This is a genomic window from Pseudoalteromonas sp. OF7H-1 (assembly GCF_022347825.1).
Classification (GTDB): domain Bacteria; phylum Pseudomonadota; class Gammaproteobacteria; order Enterobacterales; family Alteromonadaceae; genus Pseudoalteromonas; species Pseudoalteromonas maricaloris.
Window position 1 is genome coordinate 198,325 of the sequence record NZ_JAKRFX010000005.1, and the last position, 23,213, is coordinate 221,537.

Sequence of the window (23,213 nt, forward strand, 5' to 3'; positions counted from 1 at the left end):
TCAGCATGCTTTATCTACATAATAAATGTACTAGATTTAAGGAGGTGAATCGAAGGAATAGCCTCCATGAATATAAATAAAAACACCCACATTGTGATCTGGATAATCATAGGTGTTAGCTTAACTATCCACGGCGCATCCCTTTTACTGAGCAATACGCTTCTTAATAATATAACTTGGCCGCTGATAGAAGCGCATGCAGTAGTTGAAACCTTCGGCTCCGCTGTCGCCCTTTTCATTGCATTAGCGTTGTTATTTTTTGAAAAGTACAACACCGGGACAAGTTTTAATATCGAAATCGCCACGGCGCTGCTGGTAATGGGGATCTTAGATGGATTCCATGCCGCCGTAAATGTTGGCCAAACCTTCGTTTGGCTTCACAGTATCGCGACTTTCTTTGGTGGTCTCACTTTTATCACCCTTCTTGCTCACAACCGATTTACTTGGTTTAAAAATCGCTATTGGCTGATCAGCGCATGCACAGCCGCTATCATCATCGGCACCATGAGCCTAGCTTACCCTACGGATTTACCACATATGGTTGAGCAAGGTCACTTTACTGGTACAGCGATGGCACTCAACGTCATTGGCGGTACTATGTTTTTTGTCGCCGCAGTTAAAATTCTCCTTGTATATCGCGACTCTCATAATGTGAGCGATTTGCTCTTTTGCTTACATTGTTTCCTATTTGGCGCAGCCGCTATTATGTTCGAGCAATCCAAGTTGTGGGATACCGCTTGGTGGGGCTGGCATATTTTAAGGTTAATGGCCTATATCGTCGCTTTAGGGTTTTTACTAGTTGAAGGAATGCAAATCTTACAAGAGTTAAAACAACATAAAGAGCAGTTAGAAGAGTTAGTGAGTGAGCGCACTCGCTCACTAGTCGAGACCAATCAAAAGCTAGAAGAAACCGTCGCCTATCTCAACCGTACTCATACGCAATTACTTGAACGAGAGAAAATGGCATCGCTTGGCGATTTGGTTGCGGGTGTTGCACACGAAATCAACACCCCCATCGGGATTGGCATCACTTCCACCACTTATCTACAGCAGCACTTAGACGACCTCACTATGAAGTACCAAACCAAAGTGCTCTCTACCGGAGTATTGGAGGACTTTATTTCAGATTCAACTGGCGCTTGCAAACTGCTATTAAAAAACCTCCAACGCACCGCGAATTTAATTAATAGCTTTAAGCAAGTCGCTGTCGATCAATCTTGCGAGCAAGTGAGGGCCTTTAATGTTCATGATTATGTTCAAGAGATCATCGCGGCGCTCAGTCCAGAGATTAAAAAGCATGACCATAAAATCAAGTTTCATTGCGATCCCGGCCTTATCGCCACGACCTATCCCGGTGTTATTTTTCAGATCATTTCGAATTTAGTCGCAAATTCCATTGCACATGGCTTTAAAGAGTCAGAACAAGGTGAGATCACCATTGAATTCTTTAAACATGATGAACACATTGAGCTTATTTATAAAGACAATGGTAAAGGTATGTCGGAGCTTGAATTAAGTAAGTTATTCGAGCCATTTTACACCACCAAAAGAGGAAGTGGCGGTATGGGACTTGGCGCTTATATTATCTATAACTTGGTGACTCAAGGGCTAGATGGAGATGTACACACCGTCAGCGAGCCCGGCAAAGGACTCGAATATAGGATAGCATTTGCTAATAAACAAGCGACGCCATTAAAAGTCGTTTCTTAACCGGATGGCTGATTGAGTACTGCCACAATGGTCAGTACTCAATACTTCTATAATAATTAAATTAGAAAAAGCCTAAAGGACTGGTGCTATAGCTCACCAAGAGGTTCTTGGTTTGTTGGTAATGATCCAGCGCCTTTTTGTGAGTTTCTCTGCCAATACCTGATTTTTTATAACCACCAAATGCCGCGTGTGCAGGATACATATGATAACAGTTAGTCCACACGCGACCCGCTTCGATTTGGCGACCAAATTGATATGCACGATTCATATCTCTAGTCCACACCCCAGCACCTAAACCAAACTCAGAGCTATTCGCCAATTCCAACGCCTCCGCTTCATCTTTAAAAGTACATAAAGAGATCACCGGACCAAATATTTCCTCTTGGAATACCCGCATTTGGTTATGCCCTTTTAACAGCGTGGGTTGAATATAAAAGCCTTTATGATAACCCTCGCCAAGCTCTGCGACTTCACCACCGATTAACACTTCAGCCCCTTCCTTCTTGCCAATATCAATATAGCTAAGAATTTTATCAAATTGAGCTTGTGAGGCTTGTGCACCAACCATGGTTTCTGTATCAAGCGGATTGCCGCGTTTAATCGCCTTAGTGCGTTCGATGACTTTGGCTATAAAGTCATCGTATATATCTTCTTGCACGAGCAATCGCGATGGGCAAGTACATACTTCTCCTTGGTTAAAGTAGGCCAGCACAGCGCCTTCAATACACTTACTTAGGTAATCATCGTCAGCTTGCATCACATCATTAAAGTAGATATTAGGCGACTTACCCCCTAGCTCCACCGTTGAGGGAATGATATTTTCAGCCGCACATTTTAGAATGTGAGAACCCACTGGAGTCGAACCTGTAAACGCAATTTTCGCGATACGCGTACTCGTAGCAAGCGCTTCACCCGCCTCTTTCCCAAAACCGTTTACGATATTAACCACGCCATTTGGTAATAAATCAGCGATAAGTTCCATCAACAACAAAATAGACGCAGGCGTTTGCTCCGCAGGCTTTAGCACTACGCAGTTTCCAGCAGCGAGAGCGGGTGCCAGTTTCCAAGCGGCCATAAGTAATGGGAAGTTCCATGGGATGATCTGTCCCACAACGCCCAGAGGTTCATGAAAATGATAGGCCACGGTTGACTCATCAATTTCACCAATGGCTCCTTCTTGAGCACGAATACAACCTGCAAAATAGCGGAAATGATCAGCAGCGAGCGGAACATCAGCGGCTAGCGTTTCACGTACAGCTTTACCATTATCCCATGTTTCGGCTACCGCTAGGTATTCAAGGTTTGCTTCTATTCGGTCTGCGATTTTGAGTAATATATTGCTTCGTTCAGTGACCGAAGTTTTACCCCACGCCGCCTTTGCAGCATGGGCGGCGTCAAGTGCCAGTTCAATGTCTGCATCATTTGAACGCGGGATCTGACAAAATACTTCGCCATTAACAGGACTAATATTGTCGAAGTACTGGCCGTCAACGGGTGGCGTCCACTCACCACCAATAAAGTTTTGATATTGCGACTTAAAGCTGACGATTGCACCTTCAGTATTTGGATTTGCGTATATCATTTTTACCTCTGCAACTTGTGTTATTTATTTGGGCTTCATTCGTCCCAATTTTGTTTTTACTAATATTTGACATTAGCCAAGTTCACCTTTAAAAACTTAACTTAGGGTCTCGGAATGTATACGCACAGTCCAAAAATAACCGAGAAGGAGTGCATTGTTTGCAGATCTCTAAACATCGCAGTCGTGTCGAACGCTTAGTTGAAAACAAAATAAGTTTTGCTGCCAATCAAGTAGAGCTTAGCGTCTATGACACATACGAAAGTACCAATAGAGTCAAACTCGCCTCTAATGAAGTGTTGTTTTGTGCGATGATCACTGGTAAAAAAGTGATGCACGTAGACAGTTGTGACTATCACCAGCCCTTTTTACCTCATCAAAGCTTCGTATTGGCACCAGAACAAACCGTATTTATAGACTTTCCCGACGCCAGCTTATCCGCTCCCACCACCTGTTTAGCAATCGAGATCAGTCGAGAGAAAATTAATACCGTGAGCGAGAAGTTAGCGCTTTCGCTTCCTAGTGATTTTAATTATCAAAAGCAGCTGGTTCACACCGAGCATAACTGGCAAACCCAGCACTGCTTGGGGCGATTGCTCCATCTATTCAGTGAGAATGAGGCTGAGCGGGGGTACTTTATCGATTTGGCAATGGACGAACTAATTGCAAGACTACTACAGCAACAAAGCCGAGATCTGCTGTTAGGCGCAGTAAAACAAGCACCAGATCATAATGGTTTGTATCAAGCGGTGCATTATTTGGAGACTCATTTAGACGAGCCATTAGATGTAGAGAAACTTTGTAAACTTAGCTGCATGAGTAGAAGTCGCTTTTTCAATCAATTTAAAAAATCATTCGCGACGACGCCACAGCAGTGGCTCCAAGCACGGAGACTAACTGAAGCAAAGGCAAAACTAAAAGCAGGAATTCAGATCACCGCAATTAGTTTTGCACTCGGCTTTAAGCATCCAAGTCAATTCAGTCGAGCGTTTAAACAAGCCTTTAATATCACGCCGAAGGACTATCAACTTCAGGCACTAAAAGCCGATAAAAACGACTGGTTACTCCGTTAGTCCAGCCAAAACCCTGTTGCACCACGTATTCTCCGCCACTTGCCTGTTTATCCGGTTCAACCACATTATACTTCTCAAGCAAACAGCCGATTTGCTCAAAGCCGGTTTCAACAGCATAAAGCCATGCTTGCATAATCTTATTCGCGAGTTGATTTTGACCATATGCCCTTAAACCTGACACCGCAAACCACTGCAGTGGTGCCCAGCCATTAGGACTGTCCCACTGCTGTGAAGTAGTGACTAAGGTACTAACCAATCCACCTTGCTGCAAAAACTCTGCCTCGAGTTTTTTGCCAATATGCTCTGCCTGCTCGGGTGTAACCAGCTCAGCAAACATAGGCACAACGCCCGCTAGAGATTCAACGGAGGTACGCGCATAATCATTAAGATCCACATCGAAAAACCAGCCTTTTTTATCACACCAACAATATTTCTGTATCAGTGCACTGCGATTTGACGCTAAATTGGCATAGTACTGCGCTTGCGTTAGCTCGTTTAATTTCTCAAAACAACGTGCGATTTGCGACTCAAGCAATACTAGTAGTGCATTTAAATCCACAGGGATAATGTCTGTTGTACGAATGCTCGCTAAATCGTCAGCGTTTGCTAACCAACGGCTACTAAAGTCCCACCCCGACTCACAAGCCGCACGAATGTGCTGATAAAAGGTTCCGCTGTCCGTAACCGCTGCGGCTAATTCTATATCCTCAATAAAAGACTCTGGGCGCGGTGCTGCAAGCGGATCCCAATAGCGATTCAGTGTGCCCCCACATGGCATGTTGACGACTCGGTACTGCGCTTTTTTATCCGTGCAACTCAAATCCTCTCCGGTCTGCCAAAACTGATGTTCTTTCAGTAATGCCTGAGTAACTCGCGACAGCCACTGCTTATCATGAGATTTTTCCTGCCACAGTAAATCAACCATTAATGCCGTTACAGGTGGCTGGGAGCGACTTTGGTAATAATCTCGATTACCGTTAGGTACATGTCCAATACGATCAATAAGACTCACAAAGTTATCTAACATTCCCTCAACGAGATCGCTTCTGTTCGCATCCAAAAGCCCGAGTGCCGTAAAGTAGCTATCCCAGTAATAAATCTCGTTAAAACGTCCGCCCGGTACAACATACGGATGGGGTAAAGGTAGCAAGGAGCCTTTAGCAACGGTGCTCGGCTTTCTAGATAAACGCGACCACAGCGCACTGATATACTGCTGCGCACTAGTAAAGTCTGGTAAGGCATCTAATTCTTTGTTGGCAACAAAGTCAAAATGCGCATGCACAAATCTAAGTAACGCCTCTCCCGTCGGCTTTTGCATCACATACTGGTTTTCTATCTCTGCGAGCGGAATTTTTGCGATGGCATCTGCAAAAACTTTACTATCTGAAAACAAACCAGCGCTTTGCACCGCCTTAAAAATCTCTGTGGAATAAAAGTTTGATTGGTACTGCATGTAAAACCTCAGCTCACCTTTTGTTGATTTGGCATGTGAGCATGATTTGATTGGCTAGACTCACTCATCGATTTAAAGAAATATAAACACACAGCAATCACCAGCATGGGAATAAGTGCCCCATAAAACGCTTGTTGACCACCAAAATGTTGAAATACTAAACCTGTGATCATTGAACCCGTGCTACCACCCAGCGCTGAAAATACAACGATTAGCCCTGTCATCGACGCGTGCTGTGTAGTGGGTAAACTACTTAGCATTACCGAATTAATCACCGGATAAATAGGCGCCATAAAAAGACCGATCAGCGGCATGAGAAAAGCCACAAGGGGTGCATCAAATAACGAAGAAATAAGCGTTTTCTCAATACCCTCAGTCATCGGTAACGTTAAAATCACTAATCCTGCCATTGCGGCAAGGCAAACATTTAACACCACATACCAATGTACTTTGGTTAGCACAATGCCAGCACCTAGCCGACCAAGTGCTAAGCAAGCAGCAAAAACACTGGTAATTTGCACGCTAATGTTCACCGGTAATGACAAGATCTCATTATTAAAAGTAGGCAGCCAAGTGCCTATACTCTGCTCTATCAATACGTATAAAAATGCGGAAATCACAAATACCAGCACAAGCGGCTTAGCCACAAGCTTTAGCATCGCTATAAATGCAAAGACACTAGACTCGGTGGCTTGCGTTGGCTCTGGCTTTGCAATTGGGGAGATCCAAACAATAAATGCGGTGAAAGCGCTCAGCACAGCTAACACGAAATAGACGTTTAACCAGCCAAGAGAGTTATCGCCGCTGTCAATAAACGCCGCAAAAATCCAATAACCGCCGAGGACCCCTAACATAAACACGCCTTCAATAAAATTAAGCAGGCTTGAATGTTGATTACTCCCTTCAGTAACTTGGCCAACGAGTGCATAAACCGACACTTTGACCACCGCAAATGCCGCACCCACACAAGCAAATACTAATTTAAGAATCCAAAACTCAGCGACCATAGGAGTGATACTGCAAATCAATGCTACGCCCGCGAGCACTGCGGTCAGAGCGATTTTAAATCCGACCCTAGGGATAACCGACGCAACCAGAAATGAAACGATGGCGATGGGAAGATCTTTAAATGCCTCTAAGGTGGCGGCCTGCGCTTTTGTAATGCCGAAGCTATGAATAGACTGCAAGATGACCGTCCCTACACTATTGAGCAAAATAGCAAATAGGAAGTAACTAACGGCCATGGCAAGTATGATACGTGCTCGATTCATTGTTATTCTCGTTAAAACACTGTGATTCCTTTTTAGTCTAGACAGACTTTTTTATTTTTGCAATCGTTTGCATTTTAAATCACATCAAAACAATTTAAGCTAATGATTGTTATCGCATATTGTGCTGCGTTAACTAGATTGTCTGATCACTAATAATGACGGCACCTCTTGAGACGCACATGTCTCACCACTTAGCTGAGAGAGCAGCTTTTCCACCAATAACTGTGCCGCCGCATTGGTGTCTTGTTTAATCGTAGATAGCGCAGGGAAGCTGATCTGTGCCATGGCTATATCGTCAAACCCGACTATTCGTACGTCATTTGGTACGCTAACGTAACGCTCTTTTAGGGCTTTTAGTGCTCCAAGCGCGACCATATCACTACATGCAAAGATCCCATCAAAGATTAGTCCTTGCGCTCGCAACAAAGCGTTTATACTCGCGTAGGCAGCCTCTGAAGTAATGTCGATTTTAATCATTTGCGCTTCTACCTTGGCTTTTTCCACCGCATGGCAAAATCCGCGATAGCGCTCACCAAGTTCGGCATGACCCGGATCGCCCAAAAATAGAAGTTTAGACGCTCCCCTGGCAATTAAGTGCTCCGTTGCGTTAAGGCCACCAATAAAATTGTCACTCCCAACGATAGGATAATTTGCAGAAGTTTTAGGGTCTCCCCATACCACGATCGGCGTGCCAGCTCTTGCAGCACGCTCAATTCGTGCTTGCTCCTTGCCTTGCCCGACAACGATAACTCCATCGGCTCGACGGCCAGAAATAAAATAACCATGCCAGTCTTCCCCCGCCATATAAGAATTGGAGAGCAATAACTCGTAGCCTTTTCGGTTCACTGCACGATTAATATCGCTCACTACTTTAAGTAAAAATGGGTCGTCGACGGATTGTTTGGTTTCGGCTTCGAGATTGATAATAACGGCAATGACTTTGGTTTTTTGCATCCGTAAGCGACTAGCCGCCGCGTTAACACTAAAGTGATGCTCTTTTGCAAGCGCCTGAATGCGCTCTCGAGTTTCCTTTTTTATCAGAGGGTTATCATTGAGTGCACGGGAAGCTGTGGAGGTAGAGACTCCAGCTAGCCTTGCTAGATCCGATAGCTTTAATTGTGTTGTTCCCATCGCAAACCCCTTCTTAGCACACACTATTACATCGCTATTCTTACAATTTTTTGATACTTAAACCATAACTAATTGAATCTCCTACCCTAACTAAGCAGAAAAGATAAGCAATCACTGTAAATTTGTAACGCCTTACATCATTTTATGACAAATTTTTAAACAACATCATTGCAAACGTTTGCATTAAGATCTATTTTAAAAAATAGACAGTCGTTAAATACCAGTCTATGACAACAACAAGAGGGCTTTAGCCGTGATAAAAACTAACTCCTTAAGCTTGATCGCTGCTGCTATAACGCTTGCGTTAAGCGCATCAGCTCAGGCTGAACAACAACCGAACAATAACAAAGAAAAAGTAGAAACCATCATCGTATCGGGTACACCTGGTGGCGCAGGGATCAGAAAAATTGATGCAAGCTTTGCTGTGACTAACATCGATGCCGTGCAAATTGATAAGCTCGCCCCAAAAAGTACCGCTGACTTGCTTAAAGCGGTGCCTGGGATCTGGGTTGAAAGTTCAGGAGGTGAATCCGGTGCCAACGTTTTTGTTCGCGGCTTTCCAGGCGGTGGTGATGCACCATTCTTAACGGTTAATTTGCAAGGTAGTCCTATCTATCCCGCGCCAACGCTCTCATTTTTAGAAAACACCTCGATTTTCAGACTCGATGAAACCATCAGTATGATGGAAGGCCTGCGTGGTGGACCAAACCCCGTGGTGTCTAATGGTCAGCCGGGCTTAACAACTAACTTTCAACTTAAACGTGGCCAAGCTGACACCGAAGGGACGTTTAAATACACCACCACAGACTATGGTCTAAACCGCATTGACGGCGTGTTAAGTGGTGAGATTTCCAATGACCTTTACTACATGGTTGGCGGTTATATCAAACGCTCTTCTGGGATCCGTGATGCGGGCTTTACCTCAGAAAAAGGCCATCAATTCACCATAAACCTAACCAAAGAGTTTGCTGACGGTGAGTTTAACCTTTATACCCGTCAAACTGATGACAGAGGAGCATGGTACCTGCCAACCCCACTTAATGTTGAGGGTGTGGATGCGGGCTTTACTCAGCTGGGAACGAATAATCGCAAAGCGATTATTTATGTCGGTGATGAAAATGCACCGATGAGCGTAGATATGGGTGATGGTCGCGGCTGGAAAGGCCATGTTTCTGGAGGTAGCTTAAAAGTAGAATTCAAAAACGGCTGGCAATTAAATGAGCGCTTTAGCTTAACGCAAGGCGATGCAAATACACTAGGCCTTGTGCCTGCTGGCAGTGCGATGCGTTTAAGTGAAGTGGCGGACAATGGTGAAACCGCAACAGGTAGCGTCACGGGCGATGAATACGCGGGCGATACCATGGTACAACAATATGGTCGCTGGGTTGTATTAAAAGATATCGAAGCTTTCACCAATGACTTAGCCTTAAGCAAAACCTTTGGTGATTGGTCAAGTGCCTTTGGTATTTATACAGCAACTACCTCAGCAAAAGACTGGTGGAGCTTAGGTAATACCGCCTACCACGTGTTGGAGCAAGGTGGCGAAGCATTGAATGGTATCGCGTGTAATAGCGATGTTGCAGGTTGTGCCTTCAACTACGACATTAACAGTTCTGGTGATGCGACAACGTGGGCCATCTACACTACCCAAAGTTACCAAGCAACGGAAGCCCTTAAGTTAGATTTAGGCTTACGTAGCGAGCAACACGAGGTTGAGTATTCGGTCGACGAAGGTTTAGATGGGGCTATCACCAAAGCGGTTGACTATGATGAACGTAAGACTTCATGGACCTTAGGTGCTGACTATAGTTTGAGCTTAGATTCAGGTGTTTTTGTGCGTATGAACAAAGGCTATAAAATGCCTTATTTCGACGACTTTAGAGATAACTATAGCACCTATGAATCGGGCGAGTCGCTGATTAAAGAAGTCACACAAGCTGAGCTTGGCTATAAATATATGGGTGAAACCGGCGACCTGTTTGTTACTTTATTTACCAACGAAGTAAAAGGCGACACGTTTGTAAGACGCCCAGGAGTACCTGCGGAAATTCTAACCAACGAAGCAACGGGTGTAGAACTTGATTACAGTTACAACCATGAGTCGGGCCTATCGGTAAACTTGAATGCCACATGGCAAGACACTGAAATTACTGAAAGCCCGACCAATGAAGGGAATAAAGCGCAGCGCCAACCTGACTGGATGCTCCGTATTACACCGAGCTATGACTTTGAAATGTCGGGTATGTACGCCACCTTGTATGGCACCCTTTCGGCTGTAGATGACCGTTTTGGGGATAATGAAAATACTGTCGTGTTAGAGGGCTACGAAAAGCTTGATATTGGCCTTATCGTAGAGCCAACAGAGGGCGTAAAATTACAACTAGCGGTAGATAATCTTACTGATAAACAAGGGATCACCGAGGGGGATCCACGTAACCCAGATTCACCTAACGGCCGCTATATCATGCCAAGGAGTGTGAAATTTAGCGTTGCGTATGCGTTCTAGTTGCTGTAACTAAGCGTTTAACATAGCGCTGCCTGCTTATATCAAATCTCTAAGGTTGGTAGCGCTAAAAAGACCTAATACGTTTATTGTGTGCAAATACACTTCAGAACACCGCCTGCGACCCTAAACCTTAGTTATTGTGCCAAGAGAAACCGCCACCAACTTTTCTTCGTCACCGCTTTTCGCATATACCTTACATTCGCATGTCGCCTGACGTTTACCCGAATACAACACGGTTGACTTCGCGATTAGCTTATCACCAATAGCGGGTCTAACATAATTCACTTTATACTCTGAGGTAACACAGCTACCAAGCACCGACGCACCAGCAAAAGTAATACAATTATCAGCTAGATAGCTAACCACGCCGCCATGTGCAAAACCATAGTTTTGTTTAAGATCATCTCGAATAGCAAGGCTTAACTCAGCAACGCCAACCTCAAACACCTCCAACTCAGCGCCTAACAATAAACTAAAAGACTGCTGTGCTAGGATCTCCTTTCCTTCTTCTAACATAGTATTGCTCAACTTTCTCTCCTTAGTAATATTTAAAAATATCAACGCTCAAATAGACTCTACATCGCGAACAGCCTTCACGTTTATAGGTAGCGATATGATTAGCTCAACGCGAATAAAAGCTGGGCTAGAAATATTGCCTATCGCTAGATTTCCATAGATCAATCACAATGTAAACAAGCCGTTATATCAATTTCTTAGCATTATTCTGAATGAGTTTTAATAACAATTAGATTAATTGGTATAAACTTTTCAAAATAATTTAGGACAAGACACTTAAAACCAAAAAGCCGCTTAGCTAGAAACTAAGCGGCTTTTTCTATATTCAAACAAGGGCTGGATTAATCTAACCAGAACTCTTTTTTGAACTTAATACCAAACTCACTGCGGTCATTGCTGCGCATGACACCAACAAAGCCAGTTTGTTGCAGACGACCTACATCATATACTTCGTTTAGCACGTTTTCGCCGTATAGCGTTACTTCCATATCGCCTTCAGCGTTGGTGTATGAAATGTTAAACCCAAGCAGTTCGCGTGATTCAATATGCTCACTAAGAAGTGTTTTTGATTGTCCTTGCATATCTGAGCGGTATGAGTAGCTTGCATTAACTGCAATCGTTGCACCGTGCTCTAAGTCATGGAAGTAAGATGGTGCCACCATCACAGTCCATCGAGGTGTGAGTGCTGGCGCATCGCCTTTAGCAATACCCTTCACCCCCTCATCAACATGGGTAATTTCAGAGTCTAGATAACCAATTGAGCTACGCACCGAGAAATCATCAGTGATTGCTATTGTTGTTTCAAGTTCAATACCTTGCGCTTTTGACTCACCCGCATTTTCCACGATAGTGACAAAGCCACCGCCAGCAGTCGGGTCGTTGAAAGGTAACGCCAGATCGGTGTAATCCGTTACAAATGCAGCAACCATCATAGATACGTTTTCATGCACTTGGCCTTTGAAACCGATTTCGTAGTTAATCGCTTTAGTTTCATCAAACGCTACGAATTGATCTGGACCACCAAATGGACGTGGTGGGAAGCCGCCACTTTGATATCCTTTTTGGACCTGTGCGTAAACATTGATATCGCGAGTTAGCTGGTATGACGCGTTTACGTCCCATGTTACTTCGTCAAAATCTGCGCTTACGTATTTACGAGCACCAAAGCTTGGGAACAGCGCATTTGCCTCTTTTTTGTCTTCAGAGTAACGTAAACCACCACCAATGCTGAGCAGCTCAGTTATGTCAAAGCTTGCATTGATGTAAGCCGCATAGGCATCGGTTTCTTGGTTGATATCAAAGTAACCGTAGCCACCGAAAGAAGCGGTCTGACCATCATTTAATAAACCATTTGGCGTGTTAAAAGGGCTAAATACGAACGGACCAGAGCTGGTAAAACCGTCTTCGTTAAAGTAATAAAGACCCGATACAAAATCCCAAGAGTCATAAGTACCGTTTAGTTGTAGTTCAAATGAGTACTGATCTGCACCGCCTTCTTCTGGGAATTCAGATAGATTAAGTGCTACCGCATCGTCATCTAGGCCGCCGGTATATTCAGAGCTACGCTTGCTTGCGATAAATTTAACCGAGTAAACATCACTTGCTTGCCAATCTGCAGTCACTGAGCCGCCCCAACCAGAATAATCAGTGCTTTCAATGCCTGCAACCGTTGTTGCCAAATCATCAGGATTGTTTGGCAGCATAGATTCATCTAGCAATGGGAAATCACCTTTAGTAGGATCATTCGGGTCAACACGCTCTGTTAATTCGATAGTATACGGTGATTGACCAGACTCGTTTTCAACACCGTCAAATGCGGCAGTGACAACTAAATCATTCGTCGCTTGCCATCTAAGTGCTAAACGACCACTAAACTCTTGCTCTTCGCCGATTTCTTTTTCAGGATTTGCTAAGTTGATTGCTTTACCTACACCATCACGCTCTTTATAAGAAGCACTTGCAGAAAAGCTTAGTGTGTCTGTTAACGTTTGGCTTGTATAAAGATCAGTCGCTAAACGACCGCGAGAACCTATTTTAGCTTCAACGCGTGCAACTTCTTCAGCGCCAGGTTGTTTAGTGATCACATTTACCGCACCGCCTAATGTGTTGCGGCCGTAAAGTGTACCTTGTGGACCACGTAGTACTTCTACGCGTTCAACATTAGGCAGTGAAAGGTTAGAACCCATCTGACGGCCAAGGTATACACCATCTACATAAACACCAACACCAGGGTCTGTTGTGATCACATGGTCTTGTAGACCAATACCACGGATAAATACAGAAGCATGTGCAGCGTTACCTACACCATAACGAGTAATATTTAAGTTTGGAACGAACTTACCAATATCGTCTAGATTGCTGATATTGGCTTTATCAATATCACTAGCACCGATAGAAGTAATCGCAGTAGGCGTTTCGAACAAACTTTCAGTACGTTTACGAGCAGTCACTTCTATTTTTTCAAACACTTGTTTTTCTTGCTCTACATTAGCTTGCTCAGCCAATGCTGTACTAGGAAGGGCTACGGCTGCTAACACTGCAGCTGAAATCGCAGATAAACCAAGGCGAGGTAAAACTGTAATCATATAATCTCCAAAGGAATCACCGTGTGTGTACTAGTTGCGAGAGGTCGCAAACTAGAGAAGTAACAAGCTAGGTGTTATTACTTCTAGCCCTGTAATCCGTAAAATCTAAATAGATTTGGACACTACAAATTTTGGGCATAAAAAAAGATGCACTAGGGGCATCTCTTTCCTCTGGAGGGGTATTATAGTCACAACGGGGATAAATTGAAATAATTATTTAATAAAAATTACTTTTTGGGTTTTTGTAACCATAATAAAACCAATATTAGGAAATTAATTTTTATAAAAAAGCGTTATAGAACAAATAATTATACTGAATAGCAGGATGATATGTTACTAAAGTGAAACTTCTGTCTAGGTTTTTGCCGTGGTTCTAGGTTCATTTGAAAATAACTTCTATTAATGAAGCTGTGAATGGTAAGACTAATTAGTATTAGGCTTAGTGGTAAACGATAGACGAAAAAAAACCAGCATAAGCTGGTTTTTTTATTTGGTGCGAATGGGGGGACTTGAACCCCCACGGCCGAAGCCACCACCCCCTCAAGATGGCGTGTCTACCAATTCCACCACATTCGCAAATTCGGTGTATTTCCTAACGATTAGTTAGGTACGTCAGAAGCTGGATTTTCTTCTGTCGCTGGCACATCATTTGTCGCTGGAACTGTTGTTGCAGCAGCTGGTGCCTCTAGATTTTCCCACTCATTAGTCTTCTTAATCTGACCCGTAGTTAGGTTACCTAGAACAATGCTTAGCACAAAGAAGATCGTTGCTAAGATTGTTGTTGTCTTAGTCATAAAGTTGCCTGCGCCTGATGAGCCGAAAACTGTCGCTGATGCACCCGCACCAAACGAAGAGCCCATATCTGCACCTTTACCTTGCTGAATCAACACCATACCAATTAGTGCTAACGCTACAATTAAGTAAACAACCATTAGAATTTCGTACATTTACTTATCCTTTTGCACTTCTGCATATAGCTGTGAAACTCTCAGGCTTTAGGCTTGCGCCACCGATAAGTCCACCGTCTATATCGTCTTGTGCGAATAACAATTCACTGTTCTGTTCATTAACACTGCCACCGTAAAGAAGCTGCAGTGATTGTGCAATTTGCTTGTCATTTTCTGAAAGCAAATTACGTATAAATTTGTGTACTGCTTGCGCTTGCTCTGGAGATGCTGTTTTACCAGTACCAATAGCCCAAACAGGTTCGTATGCTATCACAGAGTGAGTTAGCGCTGCCACACCTAATTTGGTAATAACCGCGTTTATTTGTCTAGCAACGACTTGCTCTGTCTGCCCATTTTCTCTTTCTTCTTCGGTCTCACCAACACATAAAATTGGTGTCAAACCTTGTTCTTGAGCATGTGCAAATTTGTTTGCAACATCTTCGTCGCTTTCGCCATAAATAGCTCGACGCTCTGAGTGACCAACTAAGGTATATGTTGCACCTAGCGATTTTGCTAGGGACGCCTGAATTTCTCCAGTGTATGCGCCTTCTTTATATTCCGAAACAGTTTGTGTTCCGACAGTAAGCCCTTTACTTGCTGCTTGCTCAATGAGCATGGCAGGAGGAAAAACAATTACATCTGCTTGAAATGTTTGATTGCTTACTGCTTCTGATATTTGGTCAACGAGGGCCTTTGAGCCATTCATTTTCCAGTTACCAGCAACAATTTGCTTTCTAGTTGTCATACGATACTCCGCAGTAGAAAGCGGGTGAGATACTAACTCTACTCACCCGAAGTTACAAGAAATAAATTTAATTTTTGGTTTAATTGCTCACAGATTCAACAACTTCAGCGATTTTTTGGGCAAAATCGATAACTTGCTTCTGTTGCTGAGCTTCAACCATGACGCGAACCACTGGCTCTGTACCAGATTTACGCAATAGCACTCTGCCCTTGCCGGCAAGCTGAGTTTCAACTTCAGCGACGACTGCTTTAACAGCGTCTTGCTCGGTTGGATCATCTTTAGTGCTATAGCGCACGTTAATCATCTTCATTGGGTATTTGCTAAAACCCTCACCCAAATCCTTTAATGTTTTATTCTGCGCAACCATGGCTGCAAGCACTTGTAAGCTAGAGACAATGCCATCACCGGTGCTGATAAGATCCAGATTTAAAACGTGACCTGAACTTTCGCCGCCGATTTTCCAGCCTTTCTCACCAAGAAGCTCCATTACATAGCGGTCACCGACTTTACTGCGCTCAAAAGCAATTCCGCGTGATTTAAGGGCGTTTTCGAGCCCCATGTTAGACATTACCGTACCGACAACGCCGCCACCTAATGTGCCATCGGTATGAGCTTGGCATGCAATAATATAAACAATGTCATCACCATCAAATACATGACCGTCGTGATCGACCATCATGACTCGGTCACCATCACCATCATAAGCGATACCAACATCTGCTTGATGTTCAAGCACGGCTTTTTTCAACGCTTCGACATGCGTTGCACCGCATTTTTCGTTGATGTTGACACCATTAGGTTCACATGCGGTTGTGATCACATCCGCACCAAGTTCACGCATGACACTTGGTGCAATGTGATAAGTCGCGCCATTTGCGCAGTCCAACACCACTTTCAACCCTTCAAGCGATAGCTCTTTAGGAAACTGGCCTTTACAAAATTCGATATAGCGACCATCAGCACTCTCTAGACGCTTAGCTTTACCGAGTTTTTCGGACGCGACACACGTCATCGGTTCATCCAGCTTTGCTTCTATTGCAAGTTCCACCTCGTCAGGGAGCTTTTTACCATCGCCACCAAAAAACTTGATGCCATTGTCATGGTATGGATTATGAGATGCGCTGATCACAATACCAGCCTCAGCTCTGAACGTTTGTGTCAAGTAAGCAACAGCAGGTGTCGGCATAGGCCCCAATAAAATCACATTGATCCCCGCGGCAATTAACCCAGCCTCTAACGCGGTTTCAAGAAGGTAGCCAGAAATGCGGGTATCTTTGCCAATAATTACCTTTTTGGTACCACGCTCAGACAGCACTTTTCCAGCCGCCCAGCCTAGCTTCATTGCAAATTCAGGCGTAATTGGGAACTCGCCCACCATGCCCCTTACACCATCCGTACCGAAGTACTTTCTTGTTGTCATTGAGTAACTCCATTGACCGACGCTAGCCATACATTAAGCGCGTCGCTTGTTTCTTTTACGTCATGAACACGAATTATGTGCGCGCCTTTCTGCGCACATATCAATGCACCAGCTAGACTCGCAGCTACGCGCTCATGCGTTTCCCGAGTGAGTAGTTGTCCAAACATGGACTTTCTAGAGAGGCCTGTCAGAATAGGCAAATTGAAAGCGTGAAACTTATCCAACCCACCTAATATCTGAAAGTTATGCTCTAGAGATTTACCGAAGCCAAAACCAGGATCTAAAATCAGCCGATTGATATTAATCCCAGCTTGCTTGCACGCACTGATCCTAGCTTCGAAAAACTGACTGATGTCTGAAAATAAGTCATCATAGTGAGGGTTATTTTGCATTGAGCGAGGTTGACCTTGCATATGCATTAAACAAATTGGTACATCACTGTATTGAGCTGCGACTTCAAGCGCGCCTGGCTCTTGCAACGCTCGAACATCATTAATGATATCAGCGCCAGCCTCTATTGCTTGTTTCATTACCTCGGCTTTACTAGTATCTACCGAAATCACACAGTTAGAGTGTGTGCGAATTGCTTTAATAATCGGTATTACGCGCTGTAATTCTTCTTCTAATTGTACGTCTGGCGCGCCGGGACGAGTGGACTCTCCACCTATGTCTAAGATGGTAGCGCCTTGTGAAAGCATTAAATTTGCTTGCTCGATTGCGCTATCAAGGTGAGTAAAATGTCCACCATCAGAAAATGAGTCGGGAGTAACATTTAAAATCCCCATTACCTGAGGCTTATCTAAACTAAGGGTGCGCCCTTTGGGTAAACGTAACTCGTACATTCTATACCTATTTCTGTAGTCTAAGTTTGGCGATAACGAAAGGCTTATAGCAGTTGATTTAAGTTCTCGCATCGAATGTCATAAAACTTATATCAACTGATACAAAAAAGCCCCGATTGCTCGGGGCTGTCGTATTCTACCTAATCTTACGATTTGTCATCAAGCTCTGAGTTTGATGATGTGTCGTTTGACTGCTCTTCTGCTGGTTTTTCAGCTTTAGGCTCAGGCTTTATGTCTGTTGCTTTTGCAGATTCTGCTTTTTTCTCTGGCTTAATGTCATGTGCATCCCTTGGTGGACGAACATCACGACGCTCCATTAGATCATCAATCTGCAATGCATCAATCGTTTCGTATTTCATCAACGCATCTTTCATCGTGTGAAGAATATCCATATTATCTTTTAGGATTTGCTCCGCACGTTGGTAGTTGCGATCGATGAAATCTTTAATTTCAGCATCAATAAGCTTAGCGGTTTCATCTGACATACCTGACATGCGGTGAGAACCACCACCCATGTACATCTCGCCTTGCTCTTCTAAGTACATCTGTGGACCAAGTTTCGGACTTAAGCCCCACTGAGTAACCATTTTCTTAGCAATATCGGTTGCGCGCTCAATATCGTTGCTCGCGCCTGTTGTTACTTTGTCATCGCCGTAAATCAGCGCTTCAGCGATACGACCACCGTATAAACTCGAAAGCATAGATTCTAGGTGTTGCTTAGAGTGACTTACACGGTCTTGCTCCGGTAAGTACATTGTTACACCTAATGCGCGACCACGTGGAATAATCGACACTTTATATACAGGATCATGCTCAGGCACTAAACGACCAACAATCGCGTGACCGGCTTCGTGATAAGCCGTCATTTCCTTCTCTTGCTCGCTCATCACCATGGACTTACGCTCAGCACCCATCATGATTTTATCTTTCGCGGCGTCAAATTCCGCCATACTTACCTTACGCTTGTTGCCACGAGCGGCAAACAGTGCAGCTTCATTCACAAGGTTAGCTAAGTCAGCACCAGAAAAGCCCGGCGTACCACGCGCAATCACAGACGCTTCAACATTATCGTCTAAAGGCACTTTACGCATGTGAACGTTTAAGATTTGTTCACGGCCACGAATATCCGGAAGACCGACCACTACTTGGCGATCGAAACGACCAGGACGTAATAATGCAGGGTCTAGTACATCAGGACGGTTAGTAGCAGCAATAACGATAATACCTTCGTTACCCTCAAAGCCATCCATTTCTACAAGCATTTGGTTAAGTGTTTGCTCACGCTCGTCGTGACCACCGCCCATACCTGCGCCACGTTTACGGCCTACCGCATCGATTTCATCGATAAAGATGATACAAGGCGCAGCTTTCTTTGCCTGTTCAAACATGTCACGAACACGAGATGCACCAACACCAACAAACATTTCTACGAAGTCAGAACCGGAAATGGTAAAGAATGGTACTTTTGCTTCGCCAGCAACGGCTTTAGCAAGTAGGGTTTTACCCGTACCTGGAGGACCAACCATCAACACGCCTTTCGGAATGCTACCGCCCAACTTTTGGAACTTTGACGGGTCACGCAAGAAATCTACTAGCTCAGTAACATCTTCTTTCGCTTCGTCACAACCAGCAACGTCCGCAAATGTTGTCTTAACTTGGTCTTCGCTCATTAATCGAGCTTTACTTTTACCAAACGACATTGCGCCTTTGCCGCCACCGCCTTGCATTTGGCGCATGAAGAAAATCCATACCCCGATAAGCAGTAGCATTGGGAACCAAGAAATAAAGATATTCGCAAGGAAAGATTGCTCTTCCGGTGCAACACCTTTGATATTCACGTCGTTCTTAAGTAAGTCATTAACCAAATCCAAATCAGTTAATGGAATTACTGTTTGAAAACGATCTCCACTCGAACGAACGCCACTAATCACGCCGGTTTGACGATCAATACTGACTTCTCTTACAGAGCCATTGCGCACATCCTTTACAAATTGTGTGTAACTCGTTTGGCGATCATACTGTTCGCCACCGTTAAAGCTCTGGAACACAGTCATTAGCACTACTGCAATCACTAACCAGAGTATTAGATTTTTAGCCATATCGCTCAAGGAGTTAACCTCTTGTATCCAAAAAAATTCAAATTCAACTTGATGCTTTCCAACTGTACTACAGTTTGTAGCCCGTCGCCACTACATATACTTCGCGTGAACGAGGGCGAGACGCTTTTGGTTTACGGATCTTTACGACCTTAAAACAATTACGTACCTCTTGTACAAATTGATCAAAGCCTTCTCCTTGGAAAACTTTAACCGCAAATGCACCGTTTGGTTTTAGCACTTGATGGCACATATCTAATGCTAGCTCGACCAGATACATACTGCCAGATTGATCGGTTGACATATTTCCGCTCATATTTGGTGCCATATCAGAAAAAACCACATCAACATTCTTGCCGTTTATTCTATCCAGTAATGCATTTAATACCGCTTCTTCTCTGAAGTCCCCCTGAAGGAAATCGACACCCGCTAATGAGTCCATCGGTAAGATATCACAAGCAATAACTTGCCCGTCAATATCTACCTGCTCTGCGAGATACTGCGACCAGCTCCCCGGAGCAGCCCCTAAATCAACTACCGTCATTCCTTTGCGGATCAATTTATCCTTTTGCTGGACTTCTTCCAGCTTAAAAACCGCTCGTGAACGATAGCCACGTTTTTGGGCTTCATGTACATACGGGTCTTCTACGTGTTCTTTTAACCAACGTTTCGAACTGGCGGAATGTTTTTTATTTGCCATATTAACTACAACTCATTAGTAATATTGTCTAGATGGCGTTAGAATATCGATAATTCAAGCCTTTTAATAAATAAGATTGTATCAATATGACCTTATCAAATAAACAAAAGCAGTTCCTAAAAGGGCTAGCTCATTCTTTAAACCCTGTTGTTCTTCTAGGCGCAAACGGCCTAACCGAAGGCGTCATGGCTGAAATTGAGCAAAACCTGAACATTCACGAACTCATCAAGGTAAAAGTACCAACCAATGATCGTGAAACTAAGAAACTGATTTTTGAAGCAATTGTTCGTGAAACAAATGCACATAAAGTACAAACCATTGGCCATATCATTGTATTGTACCGCCAAAGCGAAGACAAAAAGATCCAGTTACCTCGTAACTAATCTTTGTTGTCTGCGACGTTTTCATCAGAAGACGTCGCAATCTCTTGTAATAAACTCGCTTCTTCTGCTTTTACTTTCTTAATTTCCTGCTCACTCACCTGAGGCATTAATTTCTTCTCAAGCGCCAATGCGTCAACAATAAAGTCGTTCGTTAGCTGATTAATAATGCCACTCTCTGCATTTAACAGTAGACTAAACCCAATTCCAAGCTCTGGAATAATCACCACATCGGTACGATAACCTTGCACCCAGCCGCTATGGTAATAGAGCAGTTTGCCATCATAGCGATAAATTCGCCATCCAAGTCCATAGTAAGCTTCTTCTACATGACTACGCCAAACACGCCTGCGCAGCTCACGTTTCGTCAACGTATACGGCACTGATTGCTTACTCAGAGCATCTGGTGATAAAACACTTGGATACATACCTAATTGTGCTTTTAACCACTGCGCCATATCAGCAGCACTGGCGTTTACACCAGCTGCGGGGAGTACTTTATAATAATGCGGCTTTAATTTAGCGGTATGCCAACGCTTTCGCCCTCTGACATGCGGCCACGCAAAATTATCATTTTTTGTCATTTGCTCGTAACCAAGACCGGCGTCATACATATTAAGAGGCGCGAAAACAAACTCTTCCATCCAAGTTTTGTAACTAATATTCGTCGCCTGCTCGATAACATCTCCAATCAAGCTAAACATGACATTTTGATAACCATAACACTCCCCGGGCTGACATAACGCTTTGACTTGCAGTAAGCGCTCAACAATTTGTGGGTAGTCCATGCGAGACTCGATTAAATTATCGTAGGCATTAGGCACTAAGCCACTCGAGTGACTTAATAAATGATAGAGCTTAAGTTGGCTATAATCACCTTTGGCGACTTGCGGCAAATAGCTACCCACTCTATCGTCAATATTAAAATACCCTTCGCTCGCCAATTTAGCCGTCAGACTTCCTGCAAACGTTTTTGAAACCGATGCCAAGCGAAAGCGAGTTTGTTCGTTGACCACACTTCCTTGTCGACTTTTTGTCTTGCCAAAACCTTCTGCGTAGCTGCCGTGCTCGACATGCACGACGGATAAAGCAGCACCGGGCACCGATTTTTCTTTTAGTTTGCGCTCGACTTGCTTAGAATAGCTCTTTAAAAATTGTGACCATTGCTGGTTTGGGGTTTTTGCAATCGTTATTTTTGGATAACTAATGCAAAAAAAACAAACTAATGTGAGAATTAGCGACTTCATAATGACTCATTTCATTAACACTCGCCCGCCATACTAACATGATGAATTGGCGGAACTCACTAAATATAAGAAAATAACTGTTTAATTGAGGTATTTTAATGCGTTTAGTGCTAGCAGCTCTATGTACAAGTCTACTTTTTGGATGTGTCACCACAGCGCCATTAGCGCCAAAGTTAGATGTACCTAAGAAGCCACTACTAAAAAAGTCTGTTTATCAAATCAGCTATAGTACCGAACTTAATTCCGCACGAATTAAATCAGTGCAATTGCCCGCTCACCCACTTGCTCAAGGTGACACAGTCTACATCAATGCCGATAAGGTAAGCTTGACTGATACACTGAGAAAGCAGATTGTTGCTTTACTTGAGAAAAAAGGCCTGAAAGTTGTTGCAGCTAAAAACGCAAACTACACGCTAACGATTCATCAACTTGATTTGGAATTTGCAGCTAATAAAACGTACGCACTGGATAGGCCAAGAAATCCACATCCACATATTGCTGAACTTGCTCAAAATTCGCCAGCATTTCAATGTACTAATATTGTAGCCTCTGTCAGTATGCGTTTGGCACACCAAGCATCATCCGATGTTGTCTGGTTTGCTAAATCTTCAGTAGATAGCGCGGGCTTCCAAGGTATCCCTTTACAATTCACCTTTACCGAGGTGGAGAAAATAGAAAATGAACACGATGTACTGTCGTTTATCGTCGCACAAAATACCGACGAGGCACGCCGTCAGCGTGGCGAGAAGCCCGTTGATATTCCTCCTTACAAGGTAACTAAAACGGTTTCACCGCTTGAGAAAACCGCTGGTGCATGTACCCAAACGGAAGTATCAGCGTTAACAGCGGATATGCAAAAACACTTGGCCGAGAGTTTAATTGAAAAGCTAAACGTTAAGTAATATAAGTACTCGCCAGTTTGACAGAGGTCAACTGCAAGCTGGCGCTACACTTATTTACAGACAATGACGCTTTTAGGATTATACTCGACGCAGAAAAATAAAAAGTTCGG

18 protein-coding genes and 1 tRNA gene are annotated in these 23,213 nt (G+C 43.8%); 5 read left to right on the top strand and 14 right to left on the bottom strand.

Annotated features, from left to right (window positions below; genetic code table 11):
• Positions 1-66 precede the first annotated feature (66 nt).
• Positions 67-1,710 carry a HAMP domain-containing sensor histidine kinase gene (locus MHN30_RS08710; RefSeq protein WP_239359250.1) on the top strand — a complete coding sequence of 548 codons (1,644 nt, stop codon included), beginning with the start codon at positions 67-69 and terminating at the stop codon, positions 1,708-1,710.
• Between the two features lie 61 nt (positions 1,711-1,771).
• On the opposite strand, the gene MHN30_RS08715 is transcribed toward MHN30_RS08710, so the two are convergent.
• The gene (locus tag MHN30_RS08715) at positions 1,772-3,292 is read right to left on the bottom strand and encodes an aldehyde dehydrogenase family protein (RefSeq protein ID WP_239359252.1); all 1,521 of its coding nucleotides are present in this window, start codon (positions 3,290-3,292) and stop codon (positions 1,772-1,774) included.
• A 158-nt stretch (positions 3,293-3,450) separates the two neighbouring features.
• Here MHN30_RS08715 and MHN30_RS08720 point away from each other — a divergent pair, with 158 nt between their 5' ends.
• Positions 3,451-4,362: an AraC family transcriptional regulator gene (locus MHN30_RS08720; protein ID WP_039497388.1), complete on the top strand. Its 912-nt coding sequence runs from the start codon at positions 3,451-3,453 to the stop codon at positions 4,360-4,362.
• Here MHN30_RS08720 and MHN30_RS08725 read toward each other — a convergent pair.
• The 3 genes from MHN30_RS08725 to MHN30_RS08735 all read right to left on the bottom strand — a co-directional run bounded on the left by MHN30_RS08725 (position 4,298) and on the right by MHN30_RS08735 (position 8,217).
• Complete coding sequence (locus tag MHN30_RS08725) at positions 4,298-5,815, bottom strand: trehalase family glycosidase (RefSeq protein ID WP_239359254.1); 1,518 nt, start codon at positions 5,813-5,815, stop codon at positions 4,298-4,300. The genes MHN30_RS08720 and MHN30_RS08725 overlap by 65 nt on opposite strands.
• An 8-nt stretch (positions 5,816-5,823) precedes the next feature.
• The gene (locus MHN30_RS08730; RefSeq protein ID WP_239359256.1) at positions 5,824-7,086 is read right to left on the bottom strand and encodes an MFS transporter; all 1,263 of its coding nucleotides are present in this window, start codon (positions 7,084-7,086) and stop codon (positions 5,824-5,826) included.
• 129 nt (positions 7,087-7,215) lie between these two features.
• A complete protein-coding gene (locus MHN30_RS08735; protein WP_239359258.1) occupies positions 7,216-8,217 on the bottom strand; it encodes a substrate-binding domain-containing protein in 1,002 nt (333 codons plus the stop codon).
• Between the two features lie 253 nt (positions 8,218-8,470).
• Here MHN30_RS08735 and MHN30_RS08740 point away from each other — a divergent pair, with 253 nt between their 5' ends.
• Positions 8,471-10,723 (top strand): TonB-dependent receptor, encoded by a 2,253-nt coding sequence (locus MHN30_RS08740; RefSeq protein ID WP_239359260.1) that lies wholly within the window; start codon positions 8,471-8,473, stop codon positions 10,721-10,723.
• A gap of 123 nt (positions 10,724-10,846) precedes the next feature.
• On the opposite strand, the gene MHN30_RS08745 is transcribed toward MHN30_RS08740, so the two are convergent.
• The 9 genes from MHN30_RS08745 to rlmE form a co-directional block, all read right to left on the bottom strand.
• Complete coding sequence (locus MHN30_RS08745; protein WP_223193607.1) at positions 10,847-11,251, bottom strand: PaaI family thioesterase; 405 nt, start codon at positions 11,249-11,251, stop codon at positions 10,847-10,849.
• A gap of 329 nt (positions 11,252-11,580) precedes the next feature.
• Entirely contained in the window at positions 11,581-13,824 is a 2,244-nt protein-coding gene (locus MHN30_RS08750) for a TonB-dependent receptor (protein WP_239359262.1), read from the bottom strand.
• 491 nt (positions 13,825-14,315) lie between these two features.
• A tRNA-Leu gene (locus MHN30_RS08755) sits at positions 14,316-14,400 on the bottom strand.
• A 23-nt stretch (positions 14,401-14,423) separates the two neighbouring features.
• Positions 14,424-14,771 (bottom strand): preprotein translocase subunit SecG, encoded by a 348-nt coding sequence (secG, locus tag MHN30_RS08760; protein ID WP_010373860.1) that lies wholly within the window; start codon positions 14,769-14,771, stop codon positions 14,424-14,426.
• A gap of 4 nt (positions 14,772-14,775) precedes the next feature.
• Positions 14,776-15,516 (bottom strand): triose-phosphate isomerase, encoded by a 741-nt coding sequence (gene tpiA, locus MHN30_RS08765; protein ID WP_239359264.1) that lies wholly within the window; start codon positions 15,514-15,516, stop codon positions 14,776-14,778.
• 79 nt (positions 15,517-15,595) lie between these two features.
• Positions 15,596-16,936 (bottom strand): phosphoglucosamine mutase, encoded by a 1,341-nt coding sequence (gene glmM, locus MHN30_RS08770; RefSeq protein ID WP_130164303.1) that lies wholly within the window; start codon positions 16,934-16,936, stop codon positions 15,596-15,598.
• A complete protein-coding gene (gene folP / locus MHN30_RS08775) occupies positions 16,933-17,778 on the bottom strand; it encodes a dihydropteroate synthase (RefSeq protein ID WP_130164304.1) in 846 nt (281 codons plus the stop codon). The genes glmM and folP overlap by 4 nt, the downstream gene beginning before the upstream one ends.
• 146 nt (positions 17,779-17,924) lie before the next feature.
• Complete coding sequence (gene ftsH / locus MHN30_RS08780) at positions 17,925-19,877, bottom strand: ATP-dependent zinc metalloprotease FtsH (RefSeq protein ID WP_130164305.1); 1,953 nt, start codon at positions 19,875-19,877, stop codon at positions 17,925-17,927.
• Between the two features lie 67 nt (positions 19,878-19,944).
• Positions 19,945-20,574 (bottom strand): 23S rRNA (uridine(2552)-2'-O)-methyltransferase RlmE, encoded by a 630-nt coding sequence (gene rlmE / locus MHN30_RS08785; RefSeq protein WP_017215956.1) that lies wholly within the window; start codon positions 20,572-20,574, stop codon positions 19,945-19,947.
• Between the two features lie 86 nt (positions 20,575-20,660).
• Here rlmE and yhbY point away from each other — a divergent pair, with 86 nt between their 5' ends.
• Positions 20,661-20,957 (top strand): ribosome assembly RNA-binding protein YhbY, encoded by a 297-nt coding sequence (yhbY, locus tag MHN30_RS08790; RefSeq protein WP_010373854.1) that lies wholly within the window; start codon positions 20,661-20,663, stop codon positions 20,955-20,957.
• Here the strand turns inward: yhbY and MHN30_RS08795 are convergent.
• Positions 20,954-22,201: a serine hydrolase domain-containing protein gene (locus tag MHN30_RS08795; RefSeq protein ID WP_239359266.1), complete on the bottom strand. Its 1,248-nt coding sequence runs from the start codon at positions 22,199-22,201 to the stop codon at positions 20,954-20,956. The genes yhbY and MHN30_RS08795 overlap by 4 nt on opposite strands.
• A gap of 98 nt (positions 22,202-22,299) precedes the next feature.
• Between MHN30_RS08795 and MHN30_RS08800 the strand changes: the two genes are divergently transcribed.
• Entirely contained in the window at positions 22,300-23,103 is an 804-nt protein-coding gene (locus MHN30_RS08800; protein WP_010605083.1) for a hypothetical protein, read from the top strand.
• The last annotated feature ends 110 nt before the right edge of the window (positions 23,104-23,213 follow it).

Coding starts and splice junctions, on each gene's coding strand:
- MHN30_RS08710 (WP_239359250.1), top strand. CDS start 67: ATGAATATAAATAAAAACACCCACATTGTGATCTGGATAATCATAGGT.
- tpiA (WP_239359264.1), bottom strand. CDS start 15,516: ATGACAACTAGAAAGCAAATTGTTGCTGGTAACTGGAAAATGAATGGC.
- yhbY (WP_010373854.1), top strand. CDS start 20,661: ATGACCTTATCAAATAAACAAAAGCAGTTCCTAAAAGGGCTAGCTCAT.
- MHN30_RS08795 (WP_239359266.1), bottom strand. CDS start 22,201: ATGAAGTCGCTAATTCTCACATTAGTTTGTTTTTTTTGCATTAGTTAT.
- MHN30_RS08800 (WP_010605083.1), top strand. CDS start 22,300: ATGCGTTTAGTGCTAGCAGCTCTATGTACAAGTCTACTTTTTGGATGT.
- MHN30_RS08730 (WP_239359256.1), bottom strand. CDS start 7,086: ATGAATCGAGCACGTATCATACTTGCCATGGCCGTTAGTTACTTCCTA.
- MHN30_RS08715 (WP_239359252.1), bottom strand. CDS start 3,292: ATGATATACGCAAATCCAAATACTGAAGGTGCAATCGTCAGCTTTAAG.
- MHN30_RS08725 (WP_239359254.1), bottom strand. CDS start 5,815: ATGCAGTACCAATCAAACTTTTATTCCACAGAGATTTTTAAGGCGGTG.
- MHN30_RS08750 (WP_239359262.1), bottom strand. CDS start 13,824: ATGATTACAGTTTTACCTCGCCTTGGTTTATCTGCGATTTCAGCTGCA.
- folP (WP_130164304.1), bottom strand. CDS start 17,778: ATGTACGAGTTACGTTTACCCAAAGGGCGCACCCTTAGTTTAGATAAG.
- ftsH (WP_130164305.1), bottom strand. CDS start 19,877: ATGGCTAAAAATCTAATACTCTGGTTAGTGATTGCAGTAGTGCTAATG.
- secG (WP_010373860.1), bottom strand. CDS start 14,771: ATGTACGAAATTCTAATGGTTGTTTACTTAATTGTAGCGTTAGCACTA.
- MHN30_RS08735 (WP_239359258.1), bottom strand. CDS start 8,217: ATGGGAACAACACAATTAAAGCTATCGGATCTAGCAAGGCTAGCTGGA.
- rlmE (WP_017215956.1), bottom strand. CDS start 20,574: ATGGCAAATAAAAAACATTCCGCCAGTTCGAAACGTTGGTTAAAAGAA.
- glmM (WP_130164303.1), bottom strand. CDS start 16,936: ATGACAACAAGAAAGTACTTCGGTACGGATGGTGTAAGGGGCATGGTG.